Raw genomic sequence first — 22540 nt, 5'->3', positions numbered from 1 at the left:
GGCCCGCGCCCTGCCGGACAGTCGGCAGGGCGCGGGCCCTCACCCGTCACTCGTTCGGCCTAACCGGCCGGGCGGTCAAGGGCGGCAACTGCGCACTCTGGACTAGGCGTTCATCACATACGTCCCTCCCCGGCCCGGAGGAGGTCTCCCTTGTGCGCCTTTTCCCGCGCTTCGCTCCGCTGCTGGCCGCACTGATCCTCCCGCTCACTCCGGCCTATGGCGACACCCCACACCTCGCGAACCTCGTGAAAACGGGCCCCCACGCGCGCGTGCCCGTCGACAGGCCCTTCGGGGCCGAGTGCCGCATCAGGATCGAGGGCTCGTATGTGATCACGTACTGCCATAACCCGTACCCGGAGGTCGACCGGCTCGCCCTGCACATCGAGTGCGACCGGTGGTGGGACCTCGACAGCGACGGGACCCCGGTGGCGGTGGGGCCCACGCAGACCGTGCGGCTCACCGGCCGGTGCTGGAAGGAGGTCCGCTCGGCGTGGGTCACGCACAAGAAGTGACGCACCAGAGGTGACGCGTTCAGTCTCCGGAGGCGACAAGACCCCTCGGGCGGCACAGGAACGGGTAGCTCGCGGCCTCCGTGAAGGCCGTTTGCGCGTCGCCCGCGCGGATCGCGTCCAGCAGGCGCGTGTGGTCCATGTACGTCTCGGGCGTCAGCTCCTCGCCCACGTCCTCGCGCAGCCAGTCGCGCACGACCTCGCCGAGATCCGCGTACATGGCCGTCATGACGTCGTTGTGGGACGCGGCCACCACCGCCATGTGGAATGACGTGTCGGCGACGACGAAGGCCTCTATGTCGCCCGACTCCCAGGCCTCCTCCCGGCGTACCAGGAGCGCGTGCAACTGCTTCAGGTCGCGTTCGGTGCGGCGCTCGGCGGCCAGCTTCGCGGCGCTCGACTCCAGGGCGGAGCGCAGTTCGGCGATGTGCCGGGGATCGGCGTCCGCGAAGCGGCGGTGCATCACGCCCGCCAGCTCGCTGGTCGCCACGACGTAGGTGCCCGAGCCCTGGCGGATGTCGAGCAGGCCGTTGTGCGCGAGCGCGCGCACGGCCTCGCGCACCGTGTTGCGGGCCACGCCCAGCTGCTCGACCAGCTCCGGCTCGGTGGGGATGCGGGAGCCGACGGGCCATTCGCCCGAGGCGATCTGGCCGCGCAGCGCGGCGATGACCTGCTCGGAGAGAGCCGATCGTCGGGGGTGGCTCAGGGGCATGGCATTCCTTCGCGCAGAACGCAGCTGACTCCAGGTGGACAACCAATCATCCCATGATTCTATGATGGGCGGCATGGCGAGCGAGGAAACCCGTACGGAGACCCGGACGACGACGTCCACATCCCAGCCCATGGCTCTACGCAGTTCCTCCGGAACCGCCGGCGAATCCCCGAAGCCCGCCCCGCGCGCGTGGGGGACAGGCCTGGTGATCGTCGGCCTCGTCCTCACGGCCCTCAACCTGCGGCCCGCGATCACCAGTCTCGGTGCCCTCCTCGAAGAGGTGCGTGCCGGACTCGGCATGAGCGGCAGCGTCGCCGGACTGCTCACGTCCGTACCGACGCTCTGCTTCGCCGTCTTCGGTGTCATGGCACCGCGCCTCGCCCGCCGCTTCGGACCCGGCACCGTGGTGTGCGCCGGCATGGTGGCCATCACCGCGGGCCTGGCGATCCGGCCCTTCCTCGGGAACACGGCGGGCTTCCTCGCGGCCAGCGCCCTCGCACTCATGGGCATCGCGGTCAGCAACATCCTGATGCCGGTGATCGTCAAGCGCTGGTTCCCGGACCGGGTCGGCTCCATGACCGGCCTGTACTCCATGGCCATGGCCCTCGGCACCGCCGCCCCGGCCGCTGTGACGGTGCCCATGACCGGGGCCCTGGGCGGCAGTTGGCAGTGGGGGCTCGCCGTGTGGGCGGGCGTCGCGGCCCTGGCCGTGGTGCCGTGGGTTCTTCTCGTACGCGGCCGGGGTGCGGCTCCGGTTCCCGGTGCGGGCCTGGCTTCCGGCTCGGGTTCGGCACCTGGTGCGGCTTCGGCTTCCGACACGGCCTCGGCTTCTGGTGTGGCTTCGGCTTCCGAGGCGCGCCGAGAGCCGGATGCCGTGCGGATCACCCGGAGCCGTACCGCCTGGGCGCTCGCCGTCTTCTTCGGGCTCCAGGCCACCGCCGCGTACATCACGATGGGGTGGATGCCGCAGATCTTCCGTGACGCGGGCGTCCCGGCGGGCACGGCCGGACTGCTCCTCGCGGTCACGATGGTGATGGGCGTGCCGCTGTCGTTCGTCATCCCTCGGGTGGCCACGCGCCTGCCCCATCAGGGCCCGATCGCGATCGCCCTCGGCCTGTGCGGCCTCACCGGATACGCGGGCCTCTACTTCGCCCCGGCAGGCGGCGCCTGGGCCTGGGCGCTGCTGCTCGGCATCGCCAACTGCGCCTTTCCGCTGGCTCTCACCCTGATCGGCATGCGGACCCGGTCCAGCGCCGGGGTCGCGAAGCTCTCGGCCTTCGCGCAGAGCACCGGCTACCTGATCTCGATCCCAGGACCGCTCCTGGTGGGCGTGCTCTACCAGCACAGCGGCGGCTGGGGGCTGCCGCTCGCGCTCATGACGGCCCTGATGATCCCGCAGATCGTGGTGGGCTTCCTGGCCGGGCGCGACCGCACCGTCGAGGAGGAGGCCGCGCGCCGGGCCCGGTGATGACCGGCCTGCTCCGGCGAGCGATCCCTCTGGTGAGGCGAGCGACCCCACTGCTGAGGGGGCGGACGAAGGGTGCGAGACTGGCCGTATGCCCGTGCTCGACCCGAACCCCAAGAACGGCCAGAAGAAGATGCTGCTCGTCTTCGGCGCCTTCTTCGCCATCTTCGTGATCATCGGCGTCATCGCGTCGATCGCTTCGCCGTGAATCGGTGACTCTGGGGGCGCGAGTGCCCCCGTGCGCGCATCTGCCGCCGATGGTGGGGCTAGCACCACCATCCCCTAGGGGGCGAGTGTCAGGGTCAAGTGGGTGGATCACCGGATGGGTTGAGGGCTCTTCATTCCGTAACTTCGAAGTGTGGCCGCGAGGACGCGGTTCCACGGACCAGTCGAAGACCACGGAGGCGGTATGTCGGCCCGTACGCACACCCGGCCCAGCTCGGCGACCAGGGGCGGCGTCGAGGTTCGGCTGCCCTGGTGGGCCCTCGCCCTGCCCGCGCTCGCCTTCGTCGCGCTGCTGTTGCTGATACTCAACCCCGCGGACGCCCACGCGGCGAGCAGCGACCCCGCGGTCGGCGAGCTCATCGAGCGCATCCAGCAGACGGTGCTGCAGCAGAGCTCCTGAGCTGGAGGATCCGCCATGTCGGGGCAGCGTGCCAACTCCCTGCGCCCCATGGCGTGTTTCATGCGAAGCTGGGTTCCATGAGCGTCGCAGAACCCCGCAAGATTGTCCTCTTCCGGCATGCGAAGGCCGACTGGCCCCAGGTATCCGACCATGAGCGGCCGCTCGCTGAGCGGGGCCGCATGGACGCCGCCGTCGCCGGACGCAAACTGGCCGACACCGGCATCCCCTTCGATCTGGCCCTCTGCTCCACCGCGACCCGCACCCGTGAGACATGGAAACTCGCCGTTCAGGAGTTCCCACAGCGGCCGAAAACGGTCTACGAGGAGCGGCTGTACGAGGCCTCGCCAGGCGAGCTGATCGCCGTGCTCAACGAAACCCCGGACGACGTGCGGAACGTACTCCTGATCGGCCACAACCCCGGAGTACAGGCCCTGGCCGACATCCTGGCCGGCCAGTCCGAGGGCGACGCCCGCGAGCGGATGAGCAGCCGCGACTTCCCCACAGCAGCGTTCGCCGTACTCAACTTCTCCAGCTCCTGGAAAGCCCTGGAGCCCGGCCTGGGCACACTGCTCGCCTATTGGGCACCGACCGAGTAGCCCGCCTCTACGACGTGGAGGGCCCGGCACCGCGAGGGTGCCGGGCCCGTCTGTGTCCGGGGCTGTGTCAATTTGCGGCTTCGCCGCGATGGGGTCCCCCCGCTCGAGCGAAGTCGAGAGTGGGGGAGCAGCCGAGAGTGGAGGAGCGACCAGCCACAACGAACCCGCACCGTCAATCGACGTGCATGTCCGCCGCCTCGACCTCTTCCCGGGTGACCCCGAGCAGGTACAGCACGGTGTCGAGGAACGGAAAGTTCACGGCGGTGTGCGCGGCCTCTCGAACAACCGGCTTGGCATTGAAGGCAACGCCAAGCCCGGCCGCGTTCAGCATGTCAAGATCGTTCGCCCCGTCACCGATCGCCACGGTCTGAGCCAGCGGTACGCCCGCCTCGGCGGCGAACCGGCGCAGCAGCCGCGCCTTGCCCGCCCGGTCAACGATCTCGCCGGTGACCTTGCCCGTCAGCTTCCCGTCGACGATCTCCAGCGTGTTGGCCTGGGCGAAGTCGAGCCCGAGCCGCTCCATGAGGTCGTCCGTCACCTGCGTGAATCCGCCCGAGACGACACCTACTTGGTAGCCCAGCCGCTTCAGCGTACGGATCAGCGTGCGCGCCCCCGGCGTCAGCCGCACCTCGCTGCGCACCTTGTCCACCACCGAGGCGTCGAGCCCCGCGAGGAGCGCCACGCGCGCGTGCAGTGACTGCTCGAAGTCCAGCTCGCCCCGCATCGCCGCCGCCGTCACCTCGGCGACCTTGTCCTCGCAGCCGGCGTGGGCGGCGAAGAGCTCGATCACCTCGTCCTGGATCAGCGTCGAGTCGACGTCCATGACGATCAGTCGCTGGGCACGCCGGTGCAGCCCGGCCGCGACGACCGCGACATCGACACCGAGGGCCGCGGCCTCGGTCACCAGGGCGGTCCGCAGCTTTTCGGGCTCCGTACCGGACACGGCGAACTCGACCGCCGTCACGGGGTACTTGGCGAGCCGGAAGATACGGTCGATGTTCCCGCCCGTCGCCGTGATCCGGGCGGCGATCGCGGCCGTCGACTGTGCCGTGAGCGGGTGCCCGAGCACGGTGACGAGCGACCGGCCGTGGCCGCGCGGCCGGTTGTCGCCGTGGCCGGAGATGATCTCCGCCTGGAGCTTCAGGGCATCCGCCCAGCTGTGCACCGTGGCCCGCAGCTCTCCTTCGACGCCGGCCGGCGGCTGGCTCACGAGCGCGCACAGCACGATCCGGCCTCGGGTGACGACCTGCTCGATGTCGACCACGTCGACCGAGTAGCCGGCGAGGGTGTCGAAAAGCCCGGCCGTGATGCCGGGCCGGTCCTTGCCGAAGATCTTGACGAGGAGAGTGGGGGCGTCGGTGGTCTGCGAAGCGCTCATGGTTTTCCCACAGTAACCGGCACTCACTGCCCACGGCTTCCGCGGTCCGCCCAGCGGACGGGAAACACTGGGTGTCATCTCGGTGACCTCGTCATTCCCGAGCCATGACGCCCACGAGACCCCACCAGTCGAGGTACGCCGAAGCCCTCCCCTCACGGCCGTCCGCGAGGCCGCCTGGGCGGAGGCGGCGGCTCCTCCGGTGGCGGAGGCGGCCCGTCCTGGGACGGCCCGTGCTTGGGGCGCGGCTTCGGGGCGGGTGGTGGGGTGTGGGGACCCGCGACCGTAGGGGCGCGGTACACATCGGGAGGGCGCCCGTTCTCGGGGCTCTGTGCGCCGGGAGGCTGTGCGCCGGGAGGCCGTGAGCCGGGAGGCGGGGCAGCGGGAGACCGGGCGCCGGGTGCTTGGGTCCCGGGAGGCCGGGGTCCGGGGTGCCGCCGTCCGTCCTCTGGCTCCCGTACATCGTCCGGGAGGTTCAGATAGGGGTTGGTATCGGGATTCGGTGAGCGGTACGAGGGGGCGGGGCTGTAGGGGCCCGGCTGTTCAGGGCTCTCGGCATACGGCGGTGCGACCGGCTCGACCGGCCTGGTGTGCCCGGCCGACTCCGTCGGCCCCTCCGCATCCCCCCGAGCCAGCGCCGCCGCGCGCCGTCCCGCGGCCCCGCTGGCACAGGCGAGCAGCGCCCCGGCCGCCCCCGCCCCCGCGCCCCACAGGGCGCCGAGCAGCAGTGCCATGCCCAACTGCCCGTGCAACTCGATCCCGGCGTCGAACGCGTCCACACCGAGAACGGACAGCGAGGCGTCCACGGACACCTCCGTCAGCCAGGCCAGCAGAGGCAGCGCGAGCGCCGTCACGATCGCCAGCCGCAGCGCACAGCGGCCCGCGAAACCGAGGGCGGCCCCCCGCTCACGTACGAACGGCGTACGCACTGCGGTCAGCACGCCCGCGTACAGCATCATCAGCGCGGTCGCGACCCCCAACAGCCAGACCCTGCTGTCCAGTTCGGCCAGCCGCCCCAGGGTGACGGGCTGGTCGGAGGACAGGCTCAGCAACTCGTCCAGCGGGGCGGGCAGGAACTGCACGAGCCCGCCCGAGGCCGAGCCGTCCCACGGCACGAAGAGCCCGATCGGGACGCCCAGCCACACCCCGTTGGGTGCTCCGAGCAGGGCGGCGCCCGCGATCCGTTTCGGATGGTCGTCCCCGATCGCCGCGTACGCCGCCGCTGCGAACCCCGCGAGGACCGCCACCAGCAACACCGTGACCAGCGCGGACGCGGCCGGCCGCACCAGCCGGTGCACGGCGTCCCAGCCGTGCGGCAATGGCGTACGGCGCGAGGCCAGCAGCGCGATCAGCAGCACGCCGATCACCCATCCCGTACCGCCGAGCAGCGTCGGCACGGTGTCGACGGTGAAGCCGACCTCGGCGTTCGCGTCCGCGAGGTCCCCGAGGCGGTCGGGCAGCAGCCCGCCGATGTCACCGAGTCCGGGCACCTCGACGTCGTCCGGCAGTCCGCCGCCCGGCAGTTGGTCGAGTCCGAGCGAGCCGCCGTCAATCGTGATCACGTCGTGACCCGCCCATGCGAGCCCGCCCAGCATCGCCACGAAGAGCACCACGACCGCGCCCGCGCGCGCCGCGAGTTCACCGGGTGAGACGACAACTCCCGCCGCGCGCAAGGAGCGTAGGAAGAACCAGGCCAGCAGAAGCGCACCCACAAGGCTCACTCCCAGTGGCGTGATCTGTAGGGCGGTCTCCGCCTCGGCGCCCTCGAGGCCGAAGGCCGACACATCACCGGACGGCGTCACCGAACCACCCGCCCCGAGCGCCACCACAGCCGCGGTCATCGTCCCGAGCGAGCCCGACGCGTCCGCCTCCAGCAGATGCAGCCCCAGCGCGGCCGCGCCCGCCATCCCGATCAACGCCCAGCTCACAGCGGCGATCGCGGACAACAGCACATCGCCCACCGGCAGTCGACTGCCGTCCCTCGCGGTCTCGTAGCTCATCGTCAGCCCCCCGACTGCGCGCCGCGATGTCTCCACCGTGGATGTCCCCCTCGCGTGGGATTACCACTCTCCGGGTTGGTTTGAACACAGTCAACGCAAACGGACAAGCCGCCCGTACACGGTCATCACAAGGCCCGACTTTCGGTCAGAGGGGTCGTCCTGAAATAGTTCCCCCCGATGTTCGACATCCCTAGACTCCCTGTGATGGGGGTAACTCGGGGGACAACTCACGTGGGGCATGGAGTGCCGGAACTCGTACTGGAATTGAATGGACGGACCTGGACGCTCGATGCGTCCAGGCCCTACGCCCTCGGACGCGATCCGCAGGGGGACATCGTGCTCGACGACGCCAGGGTGTCCTGGCGTCACGCCACGATCAGCTTCAACGGCCGCATTTGGGTCATAGAGGACCACGGCAGCACCAACGGCACCTTTGTGCAGGGCCAGCGGATCCACCACATGGAGATCGGCCCGGGCTCGTCCGTGAACCTCGGCAACGCGACCGACGGCCCGCGCGTGGACGTCTCGAGCGCAGGTGCGGCCTCGGCCGCACCGCAGGCGCAGCCCCAGCAGCAGCCGTACGCCGCGCAGGGTGCGGGGGCGGCCGGCTGGGCGGCCCAGCAGGCGCCGCCGGGGCAGCAGTCCCCGCAGCAGGGCTGGCAGCAGCCGCCGCAGGTCCCGCAACAGGGCCAGTCGGAGCCGTACGCGCAGAAGGTCCCCGGTGGTGGCGCGGGGGCGCCGCCGGTCTACGGCGACCGCAGCCCCACCACGTTCCACCAGCTGGCCCTCGGCCGCGTGATGCGCATCGGCCGTGCGCTGGAGAACGAGCTGGTCGTCTCCGACCTGCAAGTCTCCCGTCATCACGCCGAGTTCCACTCGTCGCCCGACGGCCGCTACGAGATCCGCGACCTCGGGTCGCACAACGGCACGTACGTCAACGGCATGCCGATCGCCAAGGGCGGCTCCGCACTGCTCGGCCCGAACGACATCGTCGGTGTCGGCCACTCGACGTTCCGCCTGGTCGGCGACCGCCTCGAGGAGTTCGTCGACACCGGTGAAGTCTCCTTCTCGGCCCGCCATCTGACGGTGACGGTCGACGGCGGCAAGCAGATCCTCAAGGACGTCTCCTTCGGCGTACCGGAGAAGTCGCTCATCGCGGTCATCGGCCCGTCCGGCTCCGGCAAGTCGACGCTCCTGAAGGCACTCACGGGCTACCGCCCCGCCAACGAGGGCGACGTCCTCTACGACAACCGGAACCTCTACAAGCAGTTCGCCGAGCTGCGCCAGCGCATCGGTCTGGTCCCGCAGGACGACATCCTGCACAAGGAGCTGACCGTCAAGAAGGCCCTCAAGTACGCGGCCAAGCTGCGCTTTCCCGCGGACACCACGGGCAAGGAGCGCGAGGCCCGCATCGACGAGGTGCTGCGCGAACTCAAGCTGGACATCCACAAGGAGAAGAAGGTCACCTCCCTCTCCGGTGGCCAGCGCAAGCGTGTGTCCGTGGCCCTTGAGCTGCTGACCAAGCCCTCGCTGATCTTCCTGGACGAGCCGACCTCCGGCCTCGACCCGGGCATGGACCGCGACGTCATGCAGCTGCTGCGCGGCCTCGCCGACGACGGCCGTACGGTCCTGGTCGTCACGCACTCCGTGGCCGAACTGGCGATCTGCGACAAGCTTCTGGTCATGGCGCCCGGCGGTTCGGTGGCTTACTTCGGCCCGCCCGAGGAGGCCCTGAACTTCTTCGGCTACGACACTTGGGCCGATGTCTTCTCCGCCTTCGAGAACTACCGCGACTACGACTGGGCGGGCCGCTGGAAGGGCTCGCAGCACTACCAGATGTACGCAGCGGACATCGACGCCGTCGCCGCGCAGTCGACGCAGATGCCGCCCGCCCAGTCGATGCGTCCACCGAAGCCCCAGGGCTGGGGCTCGCAGTTGTTCACCCTGGTCCGCCGCTATGTGTCGGTGATCGCGTCCGACAAGGGCTTCCTGGCGCTGACGGTGATCCTGCCGGCGGTGCTCGGCGCGGTGAGCCTGCTCATCGACCCGGACAAGACGCTGCTGGTCAACGAGAACCCGAAGACCGGCAGAATCATCCCGAACGGCACGGCCACCACCGTCCTGCTGATCCTCGCAGTCGGCGCGTGCTTTGCGGGCGCCGCCAACTCCGTCCGTGAGCTGATCAAGGAACGGGTCATCTACGAGCGGGAGCGGGCGACCGGTCTGTCGCGCTCCGCGTATCTGATGTCCAAGGTGATCGTCCTCGGTGTGATCACGGTGCTGCAGGGCGCCATGGTCGGCGCGATCGGCTTCTCCAGCCGGACGATCCCCGACGAGGGCCTGATCTTCGGCACCGGCAAGCTCGCCGTGATGCTCGAGCTCTCCATTCCGATCATGGCGCTCGGCTTCACCTGCATGATGTTCGGCCTGGTCATCTCCTCGCTGGTGAAGACCTCCGAGAAGACGATGCCGCTGCTGGTGATGTTCGCGATCGTCCAGGTCGTGTTCACCGGCTGCCTGTTCATCCTGAACGGCACGCTCGGAGTCAACGAGTTCTCGTACCTGATGCCCTCGCGCTGGGCGGTCGCCGCCGCCGGTACGACGCTGGACTTCAACCGGATCAGCCCGAACACGGATGACCCGGGCAACACGGACCCGCTGTGGGAGCACACGGCCTCGGCCTGGGGCATGGACATGGCCGCGCTGATCGTCCTCGGCGTCATCTGCGGCTTCTTCGTGGCCCGTTTCCTGCGCCGCCACGAGCCCGAGGTCATGCGCAAGTGACGACGCCCGTGCGGTAACTGCGTACGTGCACGAACGAGGCGCGGCACCCCATAGGGGATGCCGCGCCTCGCCGTCGTACTGAGACCAGAGGTCCGCGCGGGACTCAGTACGGGTCTCAGTAGGCGCCGTTGACGTTGTCCATGGTGCCGTAGCGGTCGGCCGCGTAGTTGCAGGCGGCGGTGATGTTGGCGACCGGGTCGTAGATGTTCCAGGACGTGCCGGCGACGTGGTACGCCTGGAAGGTCGGCGGGATCACCTGCAGCAGGCCCTTGGACGGGACGCCGTTGATGGCGTTGATGTCCCAGTTGTTGATGGCGTTCGGGTTGCCCGAGGACTCACGCAGGATGTTGCGCTTGATGCCGTCGTACGAGCCCGGGATGCCGTTCTTCTTCATGACGTCGAGCGACTCGCGGATCCAGCCGTCGAGGTTGTTGGGGTAGGTCTTCGCGACCGGCTTGGCCTTGGCGCGCTGGGCGGCACGGCTGGCGGCCTCCTTCGCCTTGCGCGCCTGCTCGGCCTTCTGCTTGGCGGCTTCCGCGGCGGCCTTCGCCTTGGCGTCCTCGGCGGCCTTCTTCGCGGCGGCCGAGGCGTCGGCCTGCTTCTTCTCGGCGGCGGTCTTGGCCTGCGTGAGGGCGTCGTTCAGCTGCTTCTCGACGCCGCCCTTCACGTCCTCGACCTGCCGGGAGCTGAAGGCGACGGAGGAGGCGGAGACGGACTCGGTGGTGCCGGCCTCGGAGCCGCCGCCGGGTATGAGCGACAGGGCCACGGCCGCGGCGCCGAGACCGGCGACACCGGCGATCCCGAGCTGATGTTTCTTGGGCAGCTTCTGCCTCGTGGTGTTCAGCTTCTGCCCGGTGTGGGTCAGCTTCGTCCTGGTCTGCTGGGTGAGCTCGGTCAGCTTGGCGCGGGCGGGGCGATGGCCGGAACCGTCGGTGTACTTGGGCATGACTGAAGGACCTCTCGAATGGCGCGGAGGCCGCTCTCGAGCCGGAGGGGACATTGCTGGTTCCGGCAGAACGCCGCGGGGGGAAACCCGCGGCGTCGAGCGACGGCAGCCATTCTTAGCGGCCGCAAAATGCTGTGGCAAAGGTGTGACGTACGAACCTGGATAGTGGACCCCTAAAGGGCAAAACGGGGCAGACTGGCATGTCTTCCCCGCTCGTATGGGGTGTTTGTAACTCCTAGCGGCCTTCGTACGTGACGTGCGTCCTATGCGAGGGCTCACATCGAGCCCCTAGTGGTCTCACCAGCAGTTGCTGGCGCAATGCTCTGTGTGAGGGTTCTCAGACCTCTCGCACCCCTCAGAGCTCTCGGACGGCAGAACCAGATGCATGTCGCCGAACTCGTGCCACAGGTAGCGGCCACGCAGCGCCTCGTCGTAGCTGCGCCGGATCGCCGCCGGTCCGGCGATCGCCTCCAGCATCAGAAGATGCGAGGCCTCCGGTTCGTGCAGCCCGGTGAGGAGCCCGTCGACGACCTGCACCCCGCGCTCCGGGGTCACTACGAGATCGGTCCAGCCCTCCGCTGCCCGTACCACCCCGTCGGGGCCGACCGCGGACTCCACGGCCCGTACGGCCGTCGTACCGACCGCGATGACCCTGCCGCCCTCCCGTCGCCCACCACCACCCTTCCAAGGAAGCGCTTCGCGCCTTATTTGTTTTGCCTTGGCCGCGTTGATCAGCCGCGCCGAAGCCTCGGGCACCGCGAACCGTTCCGGATACGGCGGCTCGTGCGCCTCGGCCGACGCGACTCCGGTGTGCAGCGTGACCGGGGCGAACTGCACACCCCGGCTCACCAGCTCCGCCACCAGACGCGGCGTGAAGGGCCGCGCGGCACTCGGCATCTCCGCGCTGCCCACACCGTCCGCGGACGGCAGCGCGAACACCGTCTGGTACACCGACAGGGGCTGGTCCTGCTCCGTGTAGGAGTACCGAATGGGCCGCCCGTGCCGCCGCAGTAACCCAGGGACGTCCGGTTCCGACACCCGCGCCCACCACAGCCGGGGGCTCCGCGTGGTGAGGGGCTCCTCCAGGACGAGTCGTACGTCCCCTGGGAGGCGCACCTCCGTACCCGCGGGACCTCCGGCACGCGCGCGCGTGGTGCCTCTTCCGTCGGGATCCCGCAGCTCAACGGCCCACCGCCCGTCCTCGCCCAGCGTGGAGAAATGCACCACCACGCGCGCGTGCCCGAGCCGGCCGTCCACTGCCGCCGCCAGCGTCGACGACGTGTTCACGATCAGCAGATCCCCGGCCCGCAACAGCCCCGGCAACTCCACGAACGCGTGATGGGACACCTCCTGAGCCCCGCACGAGACAAGCAACCGCACCCCGTCCCGGTCGCCCCCGAGCCCTCGCTGCTCGACCGGCACCCGGGCCAGCAACTCCTCCGGAATCTGCACAGCGGCGATCGTCATCGCGCCCCCACCAACGAGGGCGCCGCATAGCGGCCACTGGCCGGCCGCTCATCGAGCAGCCGCAGGAACCCCGGGACGACGCTCGACGGCGCAGGCCGCGGATCCTCGTCGCCCGGAACGGCCGCCGCGTACAGATCCGTGTTCATGTCGCCCGGGTCGACCGCCCAGACCCGCAGCCCGGGCTCCTCCTCGGCGAGCACCGCCGACAGATGGTCGAGGGCCGCCTTCGACGCCCCGTAGCCGCCCCAGGTCTCGTACGCCTCGGCCGCCGCGTCCGAGCTGATGTCGATGACCGTGCCCGCCGTCGAGGCCCGCAGCAGCGGCAGCGCCTCCTGGATAAGGCCGAGCGCCGCCACCACGTTGACCTCCAGCGCCCGCCTCAGCCCGTCCAGCGCCAGGTCTTCCAGGGGTACGAGCGGTTCGGCGCCGAGCGCGCTCGCGTTGTTCACCAGCAGATCGACACCACCGAGCCGGGCTGCCGCCGCCACCAGCGCGATCCGGTGCTCCGCGATCGTGACGTCCCCGGGCAGCGCCTCCACCCGTGTCCCGTGCTTGCCGAGCGCCGCGGCCGTCTCCTGGAGGACCTGAGCCGTCCTGGCGTCGAGCACCAGATCCCAGCCGCGCTCCGCCAGAGCTTCGGCGAGCGCATGCCCCAGCCCCTTCGAAGCCCCCGTGATGATCGCTACCGGCATGCCAACCGTCCCCTCGTCCCATGACCGCCACGTCCGGCGGCTGCCTTCAACGGCTGTCTTCAACGTAGGAACGGGACCGCCCCCGCCGCCTCGGACGCGAGCCGCAATGATCCGGGGCCCTTCGGCCTAGTTCCACCGCCCTAGTCGGGGGCCGCCACAGGTCCGATACGGGCTGTCACACCCGGCGGGTACGTTGAAGTCATGAGTCAAGGACCCAGGTCGGGCCTGGCCGCGGTGAGTTCCGCGCTGCTGGCCATGAGCAGGCATCTCGAGGTGCGCGACGTCCTCAAGACGATCGTCGCCTCGGCCCGCGAACTGCTCGACGCCGAGTACGCGGCGCTCGGAGTCCCCGACGACCACGGCGGCTTCGCCCAGTTCGTGGTGGACGGCGTCAGCGACGCCCAGTGGAAGGCCATCGGCCCGCTGCCGCGCCAGCACGGCATCCTGGCGTCGATGCTCCACGAGGCCAGGCCCGAGCGCCTCGCCGATGTGCGCAAGGACCCCCGCTTCGAGGGCTGGCCGAGCGCCCATCCGGAGCTTGCCGACTTCCTGGGCCTGCCCATCCGAGACGACGACGAGGTCATCGGCATCCTCTTCCTCGCCAACAAGCAGTGCCCGAAACCTGAGGGCGGTTGCGGCTTCACCGAGGAGGACGAGGAACTCCTGGCGATCCTCGCCCAGCACGCCGCGATCGCGCTGACCAACGCCCGCCTGTACGAGCGCAGCCGCGAGCTCACCATCGCCGAGGAGCGCTCCCGGCTCGCGCACGAACTGCACGACGCCGTCAGCCAGAAGCTTTTCTCCCTGCGCCTCACCGCCCAGGCCGCGGCCACCCTCGTCGACCGCGACCCGGGCCGGGCCAAGGGCGAACTCCAGCAGGTGGCCGCCCTCGCCGCGGAGGCCGCCGACGAACTGCGCGCCGCAGTCATCGAGTTGCGCCCCGCGGCCCTTGACGAGGACGGCCTGGTGGCCACGCTGCGCACCCAGATCCAGGTCCTCGACCGCGCCCACGCCGCACACGTGACCTTCACCGGCCGCGGTGTACGCGCCCTGCCCTCCGCCCAGGAGGAGGCCATCCTGCGCGTCGCCCAGGAGGCCCTGCACAACGCGCTGCGGCACTCCGGGGCGGCCCACGTCGACGTCACCCTCGACAAGCGCGGCCCCGAGGCGGTCCTTCGCGTCACCGACGACGGCAGCGGCTTCGACCCCCAGGCGATACGACGCGCGGGACGCCACCTGGGCCTGGTGTCCATGCGCGACAGGGCGAGCGGAGTCGGCGGCCGGCTGACCGTGGAATCGGCGCCCGGAAAGGGCACCACGATCGAGATGGAGGTCCCCGGTGGCTGACGCAATCAAGGTGCTGCTCGTCGACGATCACCAAGTGGTCCGCCGCGGACTGCGCACCTTTCTGGAGATACAGGACGACATCGAGGTCGTGGGAGAGGCGTCCGACGGCGAAGAAGGAGTGGCCCGGGCCGAGGAGTTGAAGCCCGACATCGTCCTCATGGACGTCAAGATGCCGGGCATGGACGGCGTCGCGGCCCTGCGCAGGCTGCGCGAACTCGACAACCCCGCGCGCGTGCTCATCGTCACCAGCTTCACCGAGCAGCGCACGGTCGTCCCCGCCCTGCGCGCGGGCGCCGCCGGATACGTCTACAAGGACGTGGACCCCGACGCCCTGGCCGGAGCCATCCGCTCCGTCCACGCGGGACACATCCTTTTGCAACCCGAGGTGGCCGACGCGCTGCTGTCCCAGGAGGACTCCAACCTCGGCCAGGGCAGAGGCGGTTCACTCACCGAGCGGGAGCGGGAGGTACTCGGCCTGATCGCCGACGGCCGCTCCAACCGCGAGATAGCCCGGGCCCTCGTCCTCTCCGAGAAGACGGTCAAGACACACGTCTCGAACATCCTGATGAAACTCGACCTCGCCGACCGCACCCAGGCCGCCCTGTGGGCCGTACGACATGGCGTGACCGGCTGATCCTCGCGCCGGCACGCTTACTTGACGACTCCCTGACGACAATATGGAGCGTTCCGTTCCGGGCTGAGATTCATACCGTCGTGGGAATGTCCCCCAGATGGCGCATCCTCCGGGGATCGGATGCGTTCTCCAGTGCGTGCTGCGGCGCTTGCCGCAGTGACCACAAGGAGGGCTTGAGAAAAGTGAAGAACCTGAAGAAGGCCGCAGCCGTCACGATGATGGCCGGCGGCCTGGTCGCCGCCGGTGCCGGCTTCGCGTCCGCCACCGACGCGCACGCCTCCGGCGAGGCCATCGGCTCGCCGGGCATCGCCTCGGGCAACGTCGTCCAGGCCCCGGTCGACGTCGACTCGAACGTGTCCGGCAACACGGTGAACGTCGTCGGCCTCCTGAACCCGGCGTTCAACAACGCCGCCATCAACGGCTGACACACCCTCCCGGGGCAGCAGTGACCACCGGCCTCCCAGACGCCTCTGGGGGGCCGGTCTGTGTTGGCCTCCGCTTCCGCGCCCCGCAGGGGTGCGGGGCTGTATCAATGCGCGGCTCCGCCGCGATGGGCCCCCCCCGCATGGGGGTCCCCCCGCTCGAGCGAAGCCGAGAGTGGGGGAGAAGCCGAGAGTGGGGGAGCGACAAGCCACAACGAACCCGCAGCTTCAAACCGCACCCCCAGCGGAGCGTCACCGCTCGCGTTCCTCAACGAACGCGTTATAAGCCGCAACTTGCGCCCGCCGAGCCGTCCGCTCAACCGGCCGCAGAACTTCAGACCGAGCCGCCATCTCCGAGGCACTCACCGCACCACCGTGGCCGTTCTCGTACGCCACCGAAATGAGCAGCCCCACCCGCCGCGCCAGCTCCAACACCCGTACCGCCCGCGGTGGATACCCAGGAGCCAGCACCTCGCCACCTCGCTCGGCTCGAGCCCGATACGCGTCGATCGCCGCCTCCGCAACGGGCCCCGAACCGGCCACATCCAGCCGCGCCAGCACATCCGTGGCCTCGCGCAACGCCTCCGCGAGCTCCCGCTCGGCCTCGCCGAGAGACGGCACATCGGCAGGCGGCGCCTCGCGCACCGCCAGACAGTGCCAGACGACCTCCACATGTACGTCGCCTTCAGGACCGGCCTCGAACACCTCGGGCACCAGGCCCAACGCGGCGCCGTGACAGACGACCGCCTCCCCGGCGTCCAACGCCCGCGCGTTGAACTCCGGCGGCCCGCTCAGCCCGAGCGGATGCCCCGGCGCGGGCAGCGCGACCCGAAGACCGGTCACCCCGAGCCCGCGCAGCCGCCCCAGCGCAAGCGCGAGCCCGACGGGCCCCGTCTCGCCGGGCAGCCCCTCGACCCGGTGCACGGCGTCCTCACCGACGACGGCGACGACCGCGTCGTCCGGCGAAACAAACCCGGCCAACAGGGCATTTCCCCATGCGGCCAGCCGACCTGAGCGTGGTTCCGAGAGCATGCCCCCACCCTAAGGACCGGCCGATGGAAGGGTGCGGTGGACCGGTGGCGTAGGTTTTCCCTGGGGGCTGCGTCCACAGACGTAAGCGACGGCCGAGACTGCAATGGGAGACAGCGCGCTCATGAGCGATGTTCTGGAGCTGGAGGACGTATCCGTGGTCCGGGAGGGCCGGGCTCTGGTGGACCAGGTCTCCTGGTCGGTCAAAGAAGGAGAGCGCTGGGTCATCCTCGGTCCCAATGGTGCCGGAAAAACGACCCTTCTGAACATCGCGTCCAGCTATCTCTTCCCCAGCAGTGGCACCGCGACCATCCTCGGCGACACCCTCGGCAAGGTCGACGTCTTCGAACTGCGCCCCCGCATCGGCATGGCCGGCATCGCCATGGCGGAGAAGCTCCCCAAGCGCCAGACGGTCCTGCAGACCGTACTGACCGCCGCGTACGGCATGACCGCCGGCTGGCACGAGGACTACGAGGACATCGACGAACAGCGTGCCCGCGCCTTCCTCGACCGCCTCGGCATGACCGAATACGTGGACCGCAAGTTCGGCACGCTCTCCGAGGGCGAACGCAAGCGCACCCTGATCGCCCGTGCCCTGATGACCGACCCCGAACTGCTGCTCCTCGACGAGCCCGCCGCGGGCCTCGACCTCGGCGGCCGCGAGGACCTCGTACGCCGTCTCGGCCGTCTGGCCCGCGACCCGATCGCCCCCTCGATGATCATGGTCACCCACCATGTCGAGGAGATCGCCCCGGGCTTCACCCACGTCCTGATGATCCGTCAGGGCAAGGTGCTCGCCGCGGGCCCGCTGGAGCTCGAACTCACCTCCCGCAACCTGTCGTTGTGCTTCGGCCTCCCCCTCGTCGTCGAGCAGGTCGGCGACCGCTGGACAGCACAGGGCCTGCCCCTGTCGTAACGAGCTCGAACGCCTGTGCCAAGTTGATCGGCGCCCTGTCGGCGACCCGACCTGCGGTCCTACCATGACCATGTGGACGACATCGACGCATGGGTGTGGTGGTTGATCGGCGCGGCCGGGCTCGGAATCCCGCTCGTCGTAACCGCGATGCCGGAGTTCGGAATGCTCGCCGTCGGCGCTGTGGCGGGCGCCCTGACCGCGGGACTCGGGGGCGGTGTGGTCCTCCAGGTCCTGGTCTTCATCGCGGTCTCGGTCGCGCTCCTCGCCGTCGTACGCCCCATCGCGGCCCGACATCGCGCCCAGATGCCCCAACTCGCCACGGGCATAGACGCGTTGAAGGGTAAACAGGCCGTCGTCCTGGAGCGGGTCGACAGCTCCGGAGGGCGGGTCAAGCTCGGCGGAGAAGTCTGGTCCGCGCGCGCCCTCGACACAGGACGGGCCTACGAAGTCGGCCAGGAGGTCGATGTCGTGGACATCGAAGGTGCCACGGCGATCGTCATATGACGTCGCACGGAGTCGCATGGCCGGAACGCTGCACGTGGAGAGTTGTGGTCTGACACACTCGTCCAGCAAGATCTTCAACAATCGCAAGATCTTCCGGAACGCCGAGGCGGAGAAGGGTACGGGGAGCCACGATGGAACCGATCATCATCGTCCTGATCATTCTGGTGGTGTTGGTCTTCATCGCGCTGATCAAAACCATCCAAGTCATCCCACAGGCCAGCGCCGCCATCGTCGAGCGCTTCGGCCGCTACACGCGCACACTCAACGCGGGCCTGAACATCGTCGTCCCGTTCATCGACTCGATCCGCAACCGCATCGACCTCCGCGAACAGGTCGTCCCCTTCCCGCCGCAACCGGTGATCACCCAGGACAACCTGGTCGTCAACATCGACACGGTCATCTACTACCAGGTCACCGACGCCCGAGCGGCCACGTACGAAGTCGCCAGCTACATCCAGGCGATCGAGCAGCTCACCGTCACCACCCTCCGCAACATCATCGGCGGCATGGACCTGGAGCGGACCCTGACCTCCCGCGAGGAGATCAACGCGGCGCTGCGCGGCGTCCTCGACGAGGCCACCGGCAAATGGGGCATCCGCGTCAACCGTGTTGAGCTCAAGGCCATCGAACCGCCCACCTCCATCCAGGACTCGATGGAGAAGCAGATGCGCGCCGACCGCGACAAGCGCGCCGCGATCCTCACCGCCGAAGGTATCCGCCAGTCGCAGATCCTCACCGCCGAAGGTGAGAAGCAGTCCGCGATCCTGCGCGCCGAAGGTGAGGCCAGGGCCGCCGCACTGCGCGCCGAGGGCGAGGCCCAGGCGATCCGTACGGTCTTCGAGTCCATCCACGCCGGCGACGCGGACCAGAAGCTCCTCGCCTACCAGTACCTCCAGATGCTCCCCAAGATCGCCGAGGGCGACGCCAACAAGCTCTGGATCGTCCCCAGCGAAATCGGCGACGCCCTCAAGGGCTTGAGCGGCGCGATGGGCAACTTCGGCCCGATGGGCGGCAACTCGGGCGGCGGAGGCACAGAGCGCCTCGAAAAGCCGGCGGTCACCGACTGACGTCGTACGCAGTCGTACGCATGTGGAAGGGGCCCGCCTCCCTCGGGAGGCGGGCCCCAGTCACGTACGGCCTATGCGGCCGGCTGAGCCAGCCACTCCGGCAGCGCGTCGAACTCATCCCGGCCCAGCGCCAGCAGCATCGCGTCCGCCGGCGTCGGCTCGAACGGCTGCCGCAGCAGCGGCATACCCGCCTGCTCCGGAGTCCGGTTCGCCTTGCGGTGGTTGTCCTCCGCACAGGAAGCCACGGTGTTCAGCCAGGAGTCCGTACCACCCTGCGCCCGCGGCACCACATGGTCCACGGTCGTCGCCCGCCTGCCGCAGTACGCACACCTGTGCCGGTCACGCACCAGAACACCCCGCCTGGACCAAGGAGCTTGTCTTCGAAAGGGCACCCTCACATAGCGGCACAGCCTGATCACCCGGGGCGCCGGTATGTCGACCACGGCTCCGCGCATACGCAGTTCGGGGTGGGCCTGCTCGACGACAGCCTTGTCCTGCAGCACCAGAACGACGGCTCGATTCAACGTCACCGTCGACAGCGGCTCGAAGCTCGCGTTCAGTACCAGCGTGTCCCGCATCCAGCCCACCTCCTATGCGCACCGGCCCACCCCCTGGCGGGCTTGGATCAACTCTGGCCGGGCACGCCGAGATGGACAACGCAATAAAAAATGCCCGCCTCTGATCAATTCCAAGACCAGAGGCGGGCAAACGTTCCGTGAACGCTCAGCTCTCCGCAGGCGCCGCGTACTCGGCGATGAGCTGCGCCCTCGCCAGCGTATGGAAACGCAAGTTGAAGCCCACGAAAGCCGGAGTGGCGTCCGCGTCAGGACCGAGCTTCTCCTGATCCACGGCGTACACGGTGAATACGTAACGGTGCGCCGGGTCTCCGGGCGGCGGCGCGGCACCACCGAAGTCCTTCGTCCCGTAGTCGTTACGCGCCTGCACCGCGCCTTCCGGCAACCCCTCGAACTTGCCGCTGCCCGCACCCGCCGGCAGCTCGGTGACCGAGGCCGGGATGTCGAACACGACCCAGTGCCAGAACCCGCTCCCCGTAGGGGCATCGGGGTCGAAGCACGTCACGGCGAAGCTCTTGGTCTCCGGCGGGAAGCCCTCCCAGCGCAGCTGCGGCGAGGTGTTCCCGGCCGCGTAGACCTGAGCGTCCTTCAGCACCGCGCCCGGCTCGACGTCCTCGCTCGTCACCGCGAACGACGGCACCGTCGGATGGAAGTCATGGGGAAGCGGCGGCCTCTTGGACTCGGTCACCTCGGCACCTCCTGATCGGTTCCTTCAGTTGATCCCGAGCCTAGAACCAGTTGCGCTTCGAGCCGACCTCGGACATCCACTGGTTGAGGTACGCCGCCCAGTCGGTTCCCTGGAAGTCGTTCAGCCCCACCTTGAACGACCGGAACGTGTCGCTGCTCTCACTGAACAGACCCGGCTTCTTGTCCATCTCCAGGACGACGTCCATCTCGCGCTGATCCGCGACGAAGCTCAACTCGACCTGGTTGAGACCGCGGTACTGCTGCGGCGGGAAGAACTCGATCTCCTGGTAGAACGGCAGCTTCTGCCGCGTACCACGGATGTGACCGCGCTCCATGTCCGCGCTCTTGAACCGGAAGCCCAGCTGAATGAAGGCGTCCAGAATCGCCTGCTGAGCCGGCAGCGGATGCACCTTGATCGGGTCCAGGTCACCTGAGTCCACGGCACGCGCGATCTCGAGCTCCGTGGTCACACCGATGTTCATCCCGCGCAGCGGCTGACCGTCAATGATCGTGATCGGCGTCTCCCACGGGATCTCCAGCCCGAACGGCACCGCGTGCACCGCATTCGCCTGCAGCTCGAAGGCACCACCGAGCCGCAGCTTCGCGAACTCCATGTTCTGCTGGAGCTCCTGGTCGTCGTGCCCCTCCACCTCGACCCGGGCCTGCAGCCCGACGGAAAGCCCCTCGATCTCCTGCTTAACGGACCCACCCTGGATCCGCACCTCACCCTGAACGACGCCACCGGGAACGACATTCACCTCGGTCAGTTCCGTCTCGACCGAAGCCCCACCGGCCCCAAGGCTCGCAAGCAGCCGCTTGAACCCCATGTCTTTTCCTCCTCAGGCAACGCCTGTCTCTGTCCGGTTCTTGATCCCTACACACGCGATCCGGCCGTGTCCGGTTCCGCACCCTCTCACCCTGGCAAGCCCCACCCTGGCAAGACGGCAGTTCCCTGACCACCCCGCTCACCGTCACACGTTTCCACTACGCTCGTACGCCATGATCGCGGCCCCCGACCGTACGCCCCTGCCCCGGGAGTTCTTCGACCGCCCCGTCCTGGACGTCGCCCCCGACCTCCTGGGACGCATCCTCGTGCGCACCACCCCGGACGGACTGATCGCGCTCCGCCTCACAGAGGTCGAGGCCTACGACGGCCCCAACGACCCCGGCTCACACGCGTATCGCGGTCGCACCGCCCGCAACGACGTGATGTTCGGTCCGCCCGGCCATGTGTACGTCTACTTCACCTATGGCATGTGGCACTGCATGAACCTGGTGTGCGGCCCGGAGGGCAGGGCAAGCGCGGTCCTGCTCCGCGCCGGAGAGATCACCGAGGGTGTAGAACTCGCCCGCAAACGTCGACTTTCAGCCCGATACGACAAGGAACTGGCCAAAGGCCCCGCCCGCCTGGCCACGGCTCTTGGCGTCGACAGAGCTCTGGACGGTACGGACGCCTGCGCCCCCGAGGGCTCCCCGTTGACGCTGCTCACCGGCATACCCGTGCGTCCCGACCAGGTGCGCAACGGTCCACGCACCGGCGTGGCCGGCGACGGAGGCGTCCACCCCTGGCGCTTCTGGATCGCCGACGACCCAACGGTGAGCCCTTACCGGGCCCATACGCCCCGTCGTCGCCGAACTTGACGCGTTCGTGGGCGATCCGTAATGTAGCCCGAGCCGCTTGAACCGGGTACGGCGTTCAGCCAGCAGCCGGAAGCGGCCAACCCACTACCTACGACTTCCTCTCAGCGAGGGCGACTTCGTCACGCCTGCGTGCCGTAGTTCGAACTCGCAGGACTCGATTATGAGTTGCCGGGGAGGATCGGTTAGCGTGGTGAATGTCGAAAGGCCGCCAGGGAGACCCCGGAGCCTAATGGCAAATCCCCTCCAGCGGGGAATCGGATCCGAAAGGATCTGGTAAAGTTGGAAACACCGAAGGGAAGCCCGGAGGAAAGCCCGCGAGGGTGAGTACAAAGGAAGCGTCCGTTCCTTGAGAACTCAACAGCGTGCCAAAAATCAACGCCAGATATGTTGATACCCCGTCTCCGGCCATTCGGTCGGGACGAGGTTCCTTTGAAGAAAACACAGCGAGGACGCTGTGAACCCTTCCGTTCATTCCGCGGGGGGTTCCGCTCTCGTGGTGTCATCCCGCAGTCTTTAATTAGGCGCAGTCGGGAATACATTCACGGAG

At 69.0% G+C, this 22540-nt stretch carries 23 protein-coding genes; 13 read left to right on the top strand and 10 right to left on the bottom strand.

The genetic code is table 11. The features are described 5' to 3' along the window. Positions 1-152 precede the first annotated feature (152 nt). The gene (locus G6048_RS35050; protein WP_165343629.1) at positions 153-512 is read left to right on the top strand and encodes a hypothetical protein; all 360 of its coding nucleotides are present in this window, start codon (positions 153-155) and stop codon (positions 510-512) included. 19 nt (positions 513-531) lie between these two features. Here the strand turns inward: G6048_RS35050 and G6048_RS35045 are convergent, their stop codons facing one another. Then, the gene (locus G6048_RS35045) at positions 532-1221 is read right to left on the bottom strand and encodes a FadR/GntR family transcriptional regulator (RefSeq protein ID WP_165343628.1); all 690 of its coding nucleotides are present in this window, start codon (positions 1219-1221) and stop codon (positions 532-534) included. A gap of 61 nt (positions 1222-1282) precedes the next feature. Between G6048_RS35045 and G6048_RS35040 the strand changes: the two genes are divergently transcribed. The 4 genes from G6048_RS35040 to G6048_RS35030 all read left to right on the top strand — a co-directional run bounded on the left by G6048_RS35040 (position 1283) and on the right by G6048_RS35030 (position 3907). Beyond that, a complete protein-coding gene (locus G6048_RS35040; RefSeq protein ID WP_165343627.1) occupies positions 1283-2689 on the top strand; it encodes a CynX/NimT family MFS transporter in 1407 nt (468 codons plus the stop codon). An 88-nt stretch (positions 2690-2777) separates the two neighbouring features. Further along, the gene (locus G6048_RS51140) at positions 2778-2894 is read left to right on the top strand and encodes an SGM_5486 family transporter-associated protein (protein ID WP_106972257.1); all 117 of its coding nucleotides are present in this window, start codon (positions 2778-2780) and stop codon (positions 2892-2894) included. A 201-nt stretch (positions 2895-3095) separates the two neighbouring features. Beyond that, complete coding sequence (locus tag G6048_RS35035; protein WP_165343626.1) at positions 3096-3311, top strand: hypothetical protein; 216 nt, start codon at positions 3096-3098, stop codon at positions 3309-3311. A 77-nt stretch (positions 3312-3388) separates the two neighbouring features. Then, the gene (locus G6048_RS35030; protein ID WP_165343625.1) at positions 3389-3907 is read left to right on the top strand and encodes a SixA phosphatase family protein; all 519 of its coding nucleotides are present in this window, start codon (positions 3389-3391) and stop codon (positions 3905-3907) included. Between the two features lie 172 nt (positions 3908-4079). Here the strand turns inward: G6048_RS35030 and serB are convergent, their stop codons facing one another. Continuing rightward, positions 4080-5285 carry a phosphoserine phosphatase SerB gene (serB, locus tag G6048_RS35025; RefSeq protein ID WP_165343624.1) on the bottom strand — a complete coding sequence of 402 codons (1206 nt, stop codon included), beginning with the start codon at positions 5283-5285 and terminating at the stop codon, positions 4080-4082. A gap of 152 nt (positions 5286-5437) precedes the next feature. Beyond that, complete coding sequence (locus tag G6048_RS35020) at positions 5438-7282, bottom strand: streptophobe family protein (protein ID WP_165343623.1); 1845 nt, start codon at positions 7280-7282, stop codon at positions 5438-5440. A gap of 231 nt (positions 7283-7513) precedes the next feature. Between G6048_RS35020 and G6048_RS35015 the strand changes: the two genes are divergently transcribed. Then, on the top strand, positions 7514-10066 hold the full coding sequence (locus tag G6048_RS35015) for an FHA domain-containing protein (RefSeq protein WP_456243427.1): 2553 nt from the start codon (positions 7514-7516) through the stop codon (positions 10064-10066). 115 nt (positions 10067-10181) lie between these two features. On the opposite strand, the gene G6048_RS35010 is transcribed toward G6048_RS35015, so the two are convergent. The 3 genes from G6048_RS35010 to G6048_RS35000 form a co-directional block, all read right to left on the bottom strand. Next, positions 10182-11012, bottom strand: a complete 831-nt coding sequence (locus G6048_RS35010) for a transglycosylase SLT domain-containing protein (protein WP_165343622.1) — start codon at positions 11010-11012, stop codon at positions 10182-10184. A 297-nt stretch (positions 11013-11309) separates the two neighbouring features. Next, entirely contained in the window at positions 11310-12479 is a 1170-nt protein-coding gene (locus tag G6048_RS35005) for an S-adenosylmethionine:tRNA ribosyltransferase-isomerase (RefSeq protein ID WP_165343621.1), read from the bottom strand. Next, positions 12476-13171: an SDR family NAD(P)-dependent oxidoreductase gene (locus G6048_RS35000; protein WP_165343620.1), complete on the bottom strand. Its 696-nt coding sequence runs from the start codon at positions 13169-13171 to the stop codon at positions 12476-12478. Before G6048_RS35000 ends, G6048_RS35005 begins: the two co-directional genes overlap by 4 nt. A gap of 201 nt (positions 13172-13372) precedes the next feature. On the opposite strand from G6048_RS35000, the gene G6048_RS34995 reads away from it, so the two are divergent. The 3 genes from G6048_RS34995 to G6048_RS50280 all read left to right on the top strand — a co-directional run bounded on the left by G6048_RS34995 (position 13373) and on the right by G6048_RS50280 (position 15577). Continuing rightward, on the top strand, positions 13373-14518 hold the full coding sequence (locus tag G6048_RS34995) for a GAF domain-containing sensor histidine kinase (RefSeq protein ID WP_165343619.1): 1146 nt from the start codon (positions 13373-13375) through the stop codon (positions 14516-14518). Then, entirely contained in the window at positions 14511-15152 is a 642-nt protein-coding gene (locus G6048_RS34990) for a response regulator (RefSeq protein ID WP_165343618.1), read from the top strand. Before G6048_RS34995 ends, G6048_RS34990 begins: the two co-directional genes overlap by 8 nt. Positions 15153-15334: 182 nt before the next feature. Next, on the top strand, positions 15335-15577 hold the full coding sequence (locus tag G6048_RS50280) for a chaplin (RefSeq protein WP_165343617.1): 243 nt from the start codon (positions 15335-15337) through the stop codon (positions 15575-15577). 249 nt (positions 15578-15826) lie between these two features. Here the strand turns inward: G6048_RS50280 and G6048_RS34980 are convergent, their stop codons facing one another. Beyond that, on the bottom strand, positions 15827-16606 hold the full coding sequence (locus tag G6048_RS34980) for a hypothetical protein (protein WP_165343616.1): 780 nt from the start codon (positions 16604-16606) through the stop codon (positions 15827-15829). Positions 16607-16727: 121 nt separating this feature from the next. On the opposite strand from G6048_RS34980, the gene G6048_RS34975 reads away from it, so the two are divergent. The 3 genes from G6048_RS34975 (at position 16728) to G6048_RS34965 (ending at position 19090) form a co-directional block, all read left to right on the top strand. Beyond that, complete coding sequence (locus tag G6048_RS34975; protein WP_165343615.1) at positions 16728-17519, top strand: ABC transporter ATP-binding protein; 792 nt, start codon at positions 16728-16730, stop codon at positions 17517-17519. A 72-nt stretch (positions 17520-17591) separates the two neighbouring features. Beyond that, a complete protein-coding gene (locus G6048_RS34970; protein ID WP_165343614.1) occupies positions 17592-18023 on the top strand; it encodes an NfeD family protein in 432 nt (143 codons plus the stop codon). Between the two features lie 131 nt (positions 18024-18154). Further along, the gene (locus tag G6048_RS34965; RefSeq protein WP_165343613.1) at positions 18155-19090 is read left to right on the top strand and encodes an SPFH domain-containing protein; all 936 of its coding nucleotides are present in this window, start codon (positions 18155-18157) and stop codon (positions 19088-19090) included. A gap of 71 nt (positions 19091-19161) precedes the next feature. On the opposite strand, the gene G6048_RS34960 is transcribed toward G6048_RS34965, so the two are convergent. The 3 genes from G6048_RS34960 to G6048_RS34950 all read right to left on the bottom strand — a co-directional run bounded on the left by G6048_RS34960 (position 19162) and on the right by G6048_RS34950 (position 21179). Then, positions 19162-19668 (bottom strand): HNH endonuclease, encoded by a 507-nt coding sequence (locus G6048_RS34960; protein ID WP_165343612.1) that lies wholly within the window; start codon positions 19666-19668, stop codon positions 19162-19164. Positions 19669-19813: 145 nt separating this feature from the next. After that, entirely contained in the window at positions 19814-20353 is a 540-nt protein-coding gene (locus G6048_RS34955; protein WP_165343611.1) for a YbhB/YbcL family Raf kinase inhibitor-like protein, read from the bottom strand. A gap of 40 nt (positions 20354-20393) precedes the next feature. Next, entirely contained in the window at positions 20394-21179 is a 786-nt protein-coding gene (locus tag G6048_RS34950; RefSeq protein ID WP_165343610.1) for a sporulation protein, read from the bottom strand. A gap of 172 nt (positions 21180-21351) precedes the next feature. Between G6048_RS34950 and G6048_RS34945 the strand changes: the two genes are divergently transcribed. Continuing rightward, on the top strand, positions 21352-21993 hold the full coding sequence (locus G6048_RS34945) for a DNA-3-methyladenine glycosylase (protein ID WP_165343609.1): 642 nt from the start codon (positions 21352-21354) through the stop codon (positions 21991-21993). Positions 21994-22540: the final 547 nt, after the last annotated feature.

The sequence above is a fragment of the Streptomyces ureilyticus genome (assembly GCF_011045025.1).
Taxonomy (GTDB): domain Bacteria; phylum Actinomycetota; class Actinomycetes; order Streptomycetales; family Streptomycetaceae; genus Streptomyces; species Streptomyces ureilyticus.
Note: the sequence above shows the minus strand (reverse complement) of the source record. Positions and strands in the feature narration are given on the sequence as shown.

What these genes read in the sequence shown, in the direction of transcription:
- G6048_RS34945 (WP_165343609.1), top strand. Translation starts at nt 21,352, where the DNA reads ATGATCGCGGCCCCCGACCGTACGCCCCTGCCCCGGGAGTTCTTCGAC.
- G6048_RS35005 (WP_165343621.1), bottom strand. Translation starts at nt 12,479, where the DNA reads ATGACGATCGCCGCTGTGCAGATTCCGGAGGAGTTGCTGGCCCGGGTG.
- G6048_RS51140 (WP_106972257.1), top strand. Translation starts at nt 2,778, where the DNA reads ATGCCCGTGCTCGACCCGAACCCCAAGAACGGCCAGAAGAAGATGCTG.
- serB (WP_165343624.1), bottom strand. Translation starts at nt 5,285, where the DNA reads ATGAGCGCTTCGCAGACCACCGACGCCCCCACTCTCCTCGTCAAGATC.
- G6048_RS35040 (WP_165343627.1), top strand. Translation starts at nt 1,283, where the DNA reads ATGATGGGCGGCATGGCGAGCGAGGAAACCCGTACGGAGACCCGGACG.
- G6048_RS34950 (WP_165343610.1), bottom strand. Translation starts at nt 21,179, where the DNA reads ATGGGGTTCAAGCGGCTGCTTGCGAGCCTTGGGGCCGGTGGGGCTTCG.
- G6048_RS34975 (WP_165343615.1), top strand. Translation starts at nt 16,728, where the DNA reads ATGAGCGATGTTCTGGAGCTGGAGGACGTATCCGTGGTCCGGGAGGGC.
- G6048_RS34965 (WP_165343613.1), top strand. Translation starts at nt 18,155, where the DNA reads ATGGAACCGATCATCATCGTCCTGATCATTCTGGTGGTGTTGGTCTTC.
- G6048_RS34995 (WP_165343619.1), top strand. Translation starts at nt 13,373, where the DNA reads ATGAGTCAAGGACCCAGGTCGGGCCTGGCCGCGGTGAGTTCCGCGCTG.
- G6048_RS35030 (WP_165343625.1), top strand. Translation starts at nt 3,389, where the DNA reads ATGAGCGTCGCAGAACCCCGCAAGATTGTCCTCTTCCGGCATGCGAAG.
- G6048_RS35045 (WP_165343628.1), bottom strand. Translation starts at nt 1,221, where the DNA reads ATGCCCCTGAGCCACCCCCGACGATCGGCTCTCTCCGAGCAGGTCATC.
- G6048_RS35010 (WP_165343622.1), bottom strand. Translation starts at nt 11,012, where the DNA reads ATGCCCAAGTACACCGACGGTTCCGGCCATCGCCCCGCCCGCGCCAAG.
- G6048_RS34960 (WP_165343612.1), bottom strand. Translation starts at nt 19,668, where the DNA reads ATGCGGGACACGCTGGTACTGAACGCGAGCTTCGAGCCGCTGTCGACG.
- G6048_RS35035 (WP_165343626.1), top strand. Translation starts at nt 3,096, where the DNA reads ATGTCGGCCCGTACGCACACCCGGCCCAGCTCGGCGACCAGGGGCGGC.
- G6048_RS35000 (WP_165343620.1), bottom strand. Translation starts at nt 13,171, where the DNA reads ATGCCGGTAGCGATCATCACGGGGGCTTCGAAGGGGCTGGGGCATGCG.
- G6048_RS34980 (WP_165343616.1), bottom strand. Translation starts at nt 16,606, where the DNA reads ATGCTCTCGGAACCACGCTCAGGTCGGCTGGCCGCATGGGGAAATGCC.
- G6048_RS35020 (WP_165343623.1), bottom strand. Translation starts at nt 7,282, where the DNA reads ATGAGCTACGAGACCGCGAGGGACGGCAGTCGACTGCCGGTGGGCGAT.